Source organism: Desulfobacula sp. (genome assembly GCF_021107415.1).
Genome location: NZ_JAIOSW010000380.1, coordinates 1 through 9707, shown reverse-complemented (window position 1 = coordinate 9707; position 9707 = coordinate 1). Strand labels below are relative to the sequence as shown.

The window sequence follows — 9707 nt, the reverse complement described above, 5'->3', positions numbered from 1 at the left end:
GAAAGATAGGAAATAGCTCCCTTTTTAATGGACTGCATCAGGGATTCCGGATTCAGGGAATTGGCTGTCAGCATGACAGCCGGGATATCTCTTTCTACACATTCTTCTAAAAGTTTAATCCCGTTAACCCCCATAATGTCGAGGATAGCAAGGTCATATCGGGTATTATGAATTTTTCGGGAAGCTGTCTCGTAGTCCTGGGCAACATCTACCTTTGCCTCATCTAAAATTTCCTGTATGGTTTCAATGACGTCCCATTCATCGTCAACAGCCAGTATATGTTTACCTTTGAGAAAAGAATCGTTTTGTGTCATTTTTTTTCTCCTTGTTAGAATATACATATAAACTAATCAAAGAATGATGAGAAGTCAAGCCATTACAGGCGTTAAGTCAGGAAAACCGCAAGTAAAGTTTATAAAATATCTGTTATATTATCAGTAAAAATGACAAGTTTGAAGTGGTTGTTTTGCTTTAACCCGGCCGGGGTATGGTTGCGATGAATCCGATTGAGCTTCTTACAGTTTCTAAACTCCGTTTTGCTGACCGGCAACAACTCGCTGTCGCTCAGACACTTTGCCGGTCTTGACGCTCCACTGCATTAAGAATCTGTACAGAAGCCCAATCAACGATTCCCTGCAACCATACCCCGACCTCCCCGGTAAAATCTAAAATTTATCTGTAATTTTGCTCGTAATCATAGAAAATCCAAAATTTCTTTTTAAATCGAATATGGTTACCAATGTAATAGATTTAATGAGTTATTCAGCTGGTGTGTGCCACTATTTTAATTAAGTTTATTTTTTGGTTTCTAATTAAACAATTTTTAATAAGTGCTGTAATAAAAGCTCTAATGCAGGTTTACATTTAAATAAATGCCTGTTAAAATACTTTCATGAAAAGGAAGAAAAATAAGACAAAAGATACATTTAAAAAAATCGTTTCAGAGCAATTTCCAATTAACCCCAAAAAAGGTGGAGGAATACTTAAAATTGAAGCTTGGGAGAATGCAAAAGGAGAAATTGTCAAATACAGTATGGCATATATCAACCACCTGATTTTCTCAGGTGATAATGGGCGTGTTCTTGGATACGACAATGCTCATAATTTTCATCACAAACATTATTTCGGAGAAATATCAGAGCTGACTGATTTTACAAGCTATCAAAATTTAGTAGATCGTTTTGAAAAAGAAATAAAGGAGTTTATAAAATGAGTGTTGAACTTAAAGCAGGATCAATGTCTGATTTCTTTTCTTCAGCAAAAGAAACGGCAAAAGAAATTGACGAAGGAAAAAAAGTAACAGAAAAAAATATAATCTGGGTAGATCCTATTGATTTAATGGCAATCCTAAAACCTGAACGGACAAGAATTGTTCAATATTTGCGAAAGAAACAAAGAGTATTTTTCTCTGAATTAATGTCAGACATGGATCGTACACCCGTTAGCTTGAATAACGACCTGAAAATATTATCAAGGTATCAGTTAGTAAAAATCTTTAAAGAACCAAACCCTGGTCATGGAGTGCATAAAGTTATTGAATTTACGTTTGGTAATGAAAAAATCGAATTTAAAGCTGTGGTTTAGAATAATTCCAATTGCCTGTCTTTCTTCTTGGCGGCAGATTGAGGCGGTCCCATCTTTTCAAGGTCTGAACATCTTTTTTCTATCCCGGATTTTTCCCATTCCAGGCAGAATGACCTTTGGGGATTATCGCAATAGTCTACCCTCATCAAGTGGGGCTTTACCTTTTTAATGGCTGTTAATTCATTTAATATCAGTTCTTTCTCCTGATTGGTTATGACAGGGAAACCATAGGGGTTGTTTTTATGCTTCAAGGGTTTACCGGACGCTATTCTCTCATTTACAAAATGAATATGCCTTTTTAATCTGTTTTCCATATAATGGTTGGATAAATCAATAATATTATTTTTTATTTTGATGATGGATTCATAAAAATTATTATCAATTTCACACCCGATTGAATTCCTGGCTGCAGCCATGGCTGCAGCCATAGTGGTTCCGGTGCCAAGAAACGGGTCCAGAACCGTGTCTGTCTTAACCGAGTATATATTGATCAGCCGAAGGGCCAGTTCAAATGGAAATGCACCGCTTCTGGTTCTTAAAGCCTTATCAAGTAATCCCTGGCGGCTTCCTTTAATATCAAACCAGATATCTGAGAAAAACATATTTCTTTCTTCCCAGAATATGGCGCTCTGCCGTCTGTTTATTTTTTCAGGATCGGTTTTAAATTCACGCTTGCCGCCTTTTCTTACAATCAGAATATATTCGTGTTCAAGGGTAACATAAGCACCTGCCGGCAGCATACCCGACCCCATAAATTTATTGGGGGCATTGGTTTGTTTCCTCCAGATAATTTCAGGCAGGGTTGTAAAACCAATTTTGACAAGATATTGAAGAATTCTTGCATGATTTGGATAAATCGCAAAGTTTTCCCGGAGAGTTCTTGTGGCATCCCCGATGTTGATGCAGGCAAACCCCCCGTTTTTTAAAACCCTGAATGCCTCATCCCATACACAATCCAAAGATTTGTGCATGAGTTCAAAAGCTTTGTTTCCATTCTGTTTGGCAATTGCCTTTCCAATGGCTTCATTCTGATTAAAAAAAATGTCATCCCACATTTCAATCATGGGATAGGGTGGGGACGTGACAATAAGGTCAACACTGTTGGATGGGATCTGGTCAAGATTGTTTGAATTTTGAAAAAAAAGTTGATGTGTTGTTTTCATATGTATACTTTATTTGAATTTGCAGGAATATAGCAATTAATGTGGTCCTTTTTTAAAGGTAAAATCGGGCCTGACTATAGCAACCTTACGCTTGTTTGTACATGATTTTCCCTGGACTGCCTTTGGGTAATCGCAGATTTTTTTTAAGGGGGGGGGGCATCAACAAAATAGATTCAGACAAGGCATCCTCGTGCATCAATCCGCTCTTTATGCAGAGTACCGCTGGAAGTGATCAGATAGAAGTGATCATACAGGTTGACGCAAAGGCTCACATTTACAGGAATAATACTCAGGCGTTGTCCCACCTTTGGCGGAGAACTGCAGCTACTGACATCAATCCATCCGTGCTCTTCATGCAGCCGGGTTATCACGGCATCGGGATATTCAACCACATATCCCATCTCAAGATTTTCAAAGCGTAAAAGCTGCTTAGCGGAAAGAGCCTTGGAACCGGCATCGATAATAACCCGACCCGCAGTTGTATCGGAAACAACGGTTGCAACCACGCGTGCTGCACACTCTTCCAAAGTGCAGTGATCAAACTTTTGAATAAAGTAATCATTATAAATAGCTGTTCCCACTCTGATTTCATTAATATGGGGAATAAGATGTGTGTTTTCCAGGGAGGGTGTGGAGCCTGATGATACGATTTCAGGCTTAAGCCCGGCTGAGCAGAGTGCATCATATACAGGAACCCACATCTGGTTGATCTGTTCAAAACTTTGTACGTCACGGGCGCTGTCTCCGTACAGATGCCCAAGATACATCTGAATGCCGTCGTATCGCAGTGTGTCAACATTTTTTGCATATTGTGCAAGTTGTATAATTCGTTCGGGCGCAGCAAAGCCGCAGCGGTGAAGTCCGGCATCAAACATGACTAAAATGCCAGTGACAGTGTTATAATCGGCAGCTGCAAAAGCAAGCTGATCCATTACATATTGAGAATCCACAGCAACTCTCAGACTATGTTTCAGACAGAGTTTTGCAAGGGATTTTGCACGGACGTTTCCCACGGCAGGATAGGCAATGGTAATATCCACATCACCAAGTTTTGCCATGATTTGGGCTTCTCCTGCTTTTGCACAGGCAATACCCTTTGCGCCTGCGTCAAGCTGCATGCGGGCCATATAAAGGGATTTATGGGTCTTGATGTGTGGTCTGACAGTGAATCCGTGACGGCTTGCATAGTCGTGGATGCGGGCTATATTCTTTTTTACAATGTTTTTTTCCACGACAAGAAATGGTGTTGGAATCTGGCTTGTGATATTCAGTAAATTTTTTTCCATGACAGCTCCATTAACCTGAAGTTTGAAGAATTATTCCTTTATCAGAAAAACACAAGTGTTATTTACCGGAGGCTTCGGACGTATGCGCATGTATTCCCTGAATTTGTGGGGAAGATCGAAAACAGACCTGTCATCCATAAGCCTTCTCAGTCCCTTTTCATAGATTCGATAGGAAATTTTTATACCCTCTGGAAGTGATCCTGCAAGATGAGTGAAGATTTCATTCTTGGGATGTGCATCAGCTCCGATCATGATAAGATGACATTTTTGTTCAAGGGGCAGTAAAAAATGGTTTCCCTGAATGATACGGATATGTTCGGTTAATCCAAGGGTTTTAATGATTTTTGTTGAAAGTTTGGCATATTCCGGTATCAGTTCGATGCCGATCCCTTTAACATTGTATTGTGAGCAAAGACAGATAAGACTTAATGGCAGAGGTCCGCTTCCAAGAAATAGTACACGATCTTCTGATTTGAGATTTCCACCTTTATATTCCATGTGGGCCAGCTCAATATAGTTGGGAAAGAAGGTAAAATCCTTTATTGCTTTCCAGGGATCAGGGCTCAAAATAATCGAACGTGCACTCTTGATCTCCATTCTCAAACCATAGGTTCTTTTCATGTGGGAGATTTTTTTTATGATCGGCTTGAAATCTTCAGAGCAAAGCAGATCCTGGGCTTTATTGTCGTCAATGTCCATGGCTCCAAGACGGTTAAGTTTTTCAAAATGCGGGCGTAAAACAGCTTCGGGTGTGTTGAACATTTCATCATCCGGCAGATTGCGGATGGCTGAATAAATATTCATGAATTCATTTTTAATGGAAGGCATGGTATTTTTTTTCATGCATTATACTCCTTAAAAATTCCTGTGTCAGGTGGCATGTGTGATGATTATGCAGGAATTGAAAATTTTATTCAATCAGCTGTGCAATAATAGTTGTATTGTTGACCCGCTGGGTTGGGAGGATTTCCGTAATTATTCTAAACCCATTAATATCATCCGGCTGAACAGGTTTATAGAGGACGGCACGCATTCCTGTGTAAGTCCGGTAGATAACCAGAGTATTGTGATTTCCTGGTTGCCTGGTTGCGGCCTCTTTTAAAATAGTGCGCAGGTTTTGAAAAATTCGAATTTTTGGCTCTGCAAGCGCGGCAACAAGAACAAAATTCCAGTCCAGTTCCCTGAGCCGGGTCTCGTCTCCCTGAACAATGGTAATAGAATCCTCAAGGCCCAGACAGGCAATTACCCTCCTGGCAAGCGATACGCTGTCAGGCATGATATCAATGCCGATGGACCGGATCTTATACAGCCTGCTCAGCAGAATCAGGCTCATGGGTACTGGACCGCATCCGATAAATGCCAGAACATTGTCAGCAGAAAAATCTGTCTTTTCTGTCTGGTTTTTAATCTGGTTTTCTACCTGATTTTTAATCAGGGCCTTATATCTCGGGTACAGGGGAAATGATTCAAATACCAGCCAGGGATCTTTTGTATTCAGCAATTGCTTTGCCAGGTGTCTTTCATGAATACTGAAGAACGTTGTATAGTAAGATCTGATCACTGGAAGTTCGTGTCGAATTTTTGGATCATCCAGAATCATTCCGGCCAGGCTGTCACCTGCATTCAGGTGGGCCAGGTCATCGATGATCTGAAATTTTTGGTACAATTCCTCTGGGTCAAGTGCTGTAAGGGCATCTTGTGAATATTTTTTAATATCTTTGGAAAAGCCCAGAATCAGGGGCTTTACAATTTCCAGGCTTTGTCTGCAGTCCAGGCAGCAGCCTAAAAAATCATGTTCCTCAACTTCATGTTCATGTGTAAAATTGATGTCATGCATGGCAAATTCCCTTCCTGTTTGACAACTAAATCAAATGAATAAAGAGCAAAAGAATGGCCCTGTATAAAGAAGATATAATAATTAAAGCTGTTTTGGAAAGTATAAATGAAAAAAGAATGCTGACTCAATGATTATATGCTGATGCTCAATTAGTAATCTTACGTCAATGCTTTTAAACTTGGGATCGTTAATGGATAAAAAGATTGACGATGAAAGGGTGAAACTATATGTTGAGAGTGTTTAATAAATGATGAGCATTTGATAATGAGAAATGGTTGAAAGTAAAAAAAAAGATTTGAAAAAGAATTTTAAAGCCGGTGTTGTTCAGTTTGATGTGAAAAATGGGCAGAATAAAGCCAATTTGAATACTATCCTTGGATATTTAGAGGAATTGGCATCTGATAATGTCTCCCTTGCCGTTCTGCCGGAAATGTTTTCCTGTTCTTTTGATAATGAAAATTTAAGTGAGCATTCAAAGGTTGCAAAAAAGATTGTGGAAAGACTTTCTTTTTTTGCCAAAGAAAACCAAATGGCAATTGTGGGAACGCTTCCTGAAAAAGAGAAAGATCAGATATACAATACCATGGTGTTCATTGATGTGGATGGAAAGATAAAGGGACGATATAGAAAGCTGCACCTCTTCAGGCTGACACAAGAACATCTTTATTATACTGCCGGAAATAAGATTGTCATCATTGATTCAAGCTTTGGCCGGATTGGACTGATGATCTGCTATGATCTGAGGTTTCCTGAGCTTGCCAGATCAATGTTTCTAAAGAATGCACAAATGATTATTGTGTCTGCCCAGTGGCCGGAACCAAGAAAAGAGCATTGGAGAACCCTGATAAAAGCAAGGTCTATTGAAAATCAAATATTTATGATCTGTTCAAACAGGACAGGAATGGATGCTGACTTGCAGTTTTCCGGGATGTCTATGATTCTCGATCCAATGGGAACCATCCTGGTAGAGGCTGGAAGCGATGATGGCAGCGCTTTTGCAGTAATTGAGATGAAACGGGTAGAAAATGCCAGAACGTTAATCCCCTGTAGTACGGACCGGAGACATGATATTTATGGATAAGATTGCCACTTTTTCTGAGATTAAAATATTATCCAGGCAATATAAGGATGCTGAAAAGACAATCGTATTTACCAATGGGTGTTTTGATATTATTCATGCGGGTCATGTGAAATATTTAAATCATGCTGCAAGCCTTGGGGATATCCTTGTTTTGGGGCTGAATTCCGATCGTTCGGTGAAGCGAATCAAAGGAGAAAAACGTCCGGTGATTGAGCAGGGTCATCGGTCTATTGTTGTGGCAGCCCTGGGCTGTATTGATCATGTGGTATTATTTGATGAGCCTGATCCAAAACGTTTAATTGAAACCATTTGTCCTGATATACTGGTTAAAGGGGCGGACTGGCCGGAAGATCAGATCATTGGGGGTGATTTTGTAAAAAAAAATGGGGGACGTATCGAAAGGGTCTCTTTAGAACCCGATATCTCCACCACAAAAATTATAAAAAGAATAGGTGAACTTTATTATGGAAAGTGCTGATATCAAAGTCTATGAGTTTGAATATTTTAAAAATCATGCCCATATTGTTCACGGTATATTTACAAGAGCAGGCGGAACAAGTACAGGGACTTTTGATTCCCTGAATATCGGTATGAATTCGGGCGATGAACATCCGGCTATTGCAAATAATAGAAAACTCATTATCAGAAAAATGGGTATGAAACCCCTTATTTTTTTAAACCAGATGCATGGGGATGTTATTAAGGTATTGAAAAAGGATGACAATGATTTGTCTGAAAGTTTTCAACCCGGAAAAGAGATCTACACCGCAGATGGTATTGTTACTGATATGAAAGATGTATTTCTTGTGATCCAGGTTGCCGATTGTCAAGCTGTCATGTTGTATGACCCCCAAAAAAAAGTGATTGCAAATATTCATTCCGGGTGGCAGGGAAGTGTTAAAAATATTATTGGAAAGTGCGTGGATAAAATGATACTGGAGTTCGGCTGTCAGACTGAAGATATCATTGCCGGTATTTCTCCTTCCCTTGGCCCCTGTTGTTCTGAATTTGTCAATTATAAGGATGAGATCCCCCAAAGTTTATGGAAATATAAAATTAAAGATAAAGATTATTTTGATTTCTGGAAAATGAGTAGTGATCAGCTTATATATAAGGGTGTAAAAAAAGGGCATATTGAGAATATGAAAATTTGTACAAAATGTAATACAGATATTTTTTATTCTTTTCGGGGAGAAAAAAAAACCGGCAGGTTTGCCTGTGTGATATCTATAGTCTAATATAGGGAGTCGATATAGCGATTTGCAATGAGAAGGTGTAAGAATGGAAAAATTTGATAAGGTCTTGTTAACACAGAAAGTCAAAGCCTCTGGTTGAGCGGCTAAACTTGATCCAGGGACGCTGGATCGAATTATGGGAGGGCTTAAGGCTAAATCCCACCCTGACCTGATCGTGGGGCTTGATCCTCCTGATGACGCAGGCGTCTATAAACTTAATTCACAAACAGCGCTTATTCAGACCCTTGATTTTTTAACACCGGTTACGGATTCACCCTATGAGTTCGGTCAGATTGCTGCTGCCAATTCTTTAAGTGATGTGTACGCCATGGGAGGTGAACCCATTACAGTGATGAATATTGTCTGTTTCCCATGTTCTGACCTGGAAGAGGATATTTTAGGCCGGACGTTAAAGGGAGGTTTAGATAAAATCCATGAGTCCGGTGCCATACTTGTGGGTGGCCATTCAGTGGAGGATCAGGAATTTAAATACGGGCTTTCCGTCACAGGTATCGTGCATCCGGATAAAGTCCTGGTCAATGCCACCGCCCGGACAGGCGATACCATTATTTTAACAAAACCTGTTGGCACAGGCATCATATCTACTGCCATAAAAGCGAAACTGGCCACAAAGGAAAATATTAAAGAATCTGTTGATAGCATGTCCATGTTGAATAAGGCTGCAGCAAAGGTCATGTCACAATTTGCAGTGAGTGCCTGTACCGATGTTACCGGATTTGGACTGGCCGGACACTTGCTGGAAATGGCAAAAGGGTCAAAAAAATGCATCACACTTTATTCAAAAAAAGTTCCCATGCTTAAAAATGTATTGGATTTTGCAAACATGGGATTGGTACCGGCGGGTGCCCATAATAACCGAAAATTTTTTGAAAAATTGACCCATATTGATACCAGTGTTGACCGGGTACTTGTTGATCTGATGTTTGATCCGCAGACATCCGGTGGATTGCTGATCAGTCTGAATGAAAAAGATGCAAAAAATTATGTGGAAAAAATGAAAACAAACGGCTTAAACGCCTGGATAATTGGTGAAATTATCCGGGAGAGTGATAAGGGTTTTTTGAACATAATTTAATGCTTTTTCACATTGACTTGAGATTCAGCATATGTTATTTGCTTTCAGGATAATTTGATCTGTAAGGCTAAAGGTCAAAGTAAACTGCGGAAAAGTAAAAAGGCAGGAGGAATGAAAAAGGAAACCGGCAAAACCGTAAGAGAACTCGGATATTTTGCCAGCCTTGGGATATCAGTGGCGCTTTCTATTTTCATCGGCCTTTTTGGTGGTATTTGGTTGGATAAGAAGTTTGATACGGAACCTGTTCTGTTGTTTGTGGGTCTGGCATTTGGTATTGCAGCCGGGTTCAGCAATATCTTGCGAGCAGGTAAAAAAGGAAGAAGGTTTTAATGCAGGATCTTCAAAAAATTGTTAATTTTATCACGACCTCAAACTGGCTGTTATTGTTGTTTGGAGGAATGATCGGTCTGATGATGACCCCAATG

12 protein-coding genes are annotated in these 9707 nt (G+C 39.8%); 7 read left to right on the top strand and 5 right to left on the bottom strand.

Features of this window, described 5'->3' with window-relative positions:
• The coding region (locus K8S13_RS19125) for a response regulator (RefSeq protein ID WP_291465043.1) at positions 1–314 on the bottom strand (314 nt) is incomplete at its 3' end.
• A gap of 578 nt (positions 315–892) precedes the next feature.
• Between K8S13_RS19125 and K8S13_RS19120 the strand changes: the two genes are divergently transcribed.
• Positions 893–1213, top strand: a complete 321-nt coding sequence (locus tag K8S13_RS19120) for a DUF6516 family protein (RefSeq protein WP_291465041.1) — start codon at positions 893–895, stop codon at positions 1211–1213.
• A complete protein-coding gene (locus tag K8S13_RS19115; protein ID WP_291465039.1) occupies positions 1210–1584 on the top strand; it encodes a transcriptional regulator in 375 nt (124 codons plus the stop codon). The genes K8S13_RS19120 and K8S13_RS19115 overlap by 4 nt, the downstream gene beginning before the upstream one ends.
• Here the strand turns inward: K8S13_RS19115 and K8S13_RS19110 are convergent.
• The 4 genes from K8S13_RS19110 to K8S13_RS19095 form a co-directional block, all read right to left on the bottom strand.
• Positions 1581–2747, bottom strand: coding sequence for a site-specific DNA-methyltransferase (locus tag K8S13_RS19110; RefSeq protein ID WP_291465036.1), 1167 nt, complete (start codon positions 2745–2747; stop codon positions 1581–1583). The genes K8S13_RS19115 and K8S13_RS19110 overlap by 4 nt on opposite strands.
• Before the next feature lie 173 nt (positions 2748–2920).
• Positions 2921–4033, bottom strand: coding sequence for an alanine racemase (locus K8S13_RS19105; RefSeq protein ID WP_291465034.1), 1113 nt, complete (start codon positions 4031–4033; stop codon positions 2921–2923).
• Between the two features lie 30 nt (positions 4034–4063).
• Positions 4064–4876: a nicotianamine synthase family protein gene (locus K8S13_RS19100; RefSeq protein ID WP_291465033.1), complete on the bottom strand. Its 813-nt coding sequence runs from the start codon at positions 4874–4876 to the stop codon at positions 4064–4066.
• Between the two features lie 67 nt (positions 4877–4943).
• Entirely contained in the window at positions 4944–5870 is a 927-nt protein-coding gene (locus K8S13_RS19095; RefSeq protein WP_291465031.1) for a nicotianamine synthase family protein, read from the bottom strand.
• Positions 5871–6141: 271 nt separating this feature from the next.
• Here K8S13_RS19095 and K8S13_RS19090 point away from each other — a divergent pair, with 271 nt between their 5' ends.
• From K8S13_RS19090 to K8S13_RS19070, 5 genes are all read left to right on the top strand, one after another.
• The gene (locus tag K8S13_RS19090) at positions 6142–6951 is read left to right on the top strand and encodes a carbon-nitrogen family hydrolase (RefSeq protein ID WP_291465028.1); all 810 of its coding nucleotides are present in this window, start codon (positions 6142–6144) and stop codon (positions 6949–6951) included.
• Complete coding sequence (gene rfaE2 / locus K8S13_RS19085; protein ID WP_291465026.1) at positions 6944–7429, top strand: D-glycero-beta-D-manno-heptose 1-phosphate adenylyltransferase; 486 nt, start codon at positions 6944–6946, stop codon at positions 7427–7429. The genes K8S13_RS19090 and rfaE2 overlap by 8 nt, the downstream gene beginning before the upstream one ends.
• Positions 7416–8189 carry a peptidoglycan editing factor PgeF gene (pgeF, locus tag K8S13_RS19080; protein WP_291465024.1) on the top strand — a complete coding sequence of 258 codons (774 nt, stop codon included), beginning with the start codon at positions 7416–7418 and terminating at the stop codon, positions 8187–8189. Before rfaE2 ends, pgeF begins: the two co-directional genes overlap by 14 nt.
• A gap of 43 nt (positions 8190–8232) precedes the next feature.
• A complete protein-coding gene (selD, locus tag K8S13_RS19075) occupies positions 8233–9282 on the top strand; it encodes a selenide, water dikinase SelD (RefSeq protein ID WP_291465023.1) in 1050 nt (349 codons plus the stop codon).
• Positions 9283–9393: 111 nt separating this feature from the next.
• Positions 9394–9612, top strand: coding sequence for an AtpZ/AtpI family protein (locus K8S13_RS19070; protein WP_291465022.1), 219 nt, complete (start codon positions 9394–9396; stop codon positions 9610–9612).
• The last annotated feature ends 95 nt before the right edge of the window (positions 9613–9707 follow it).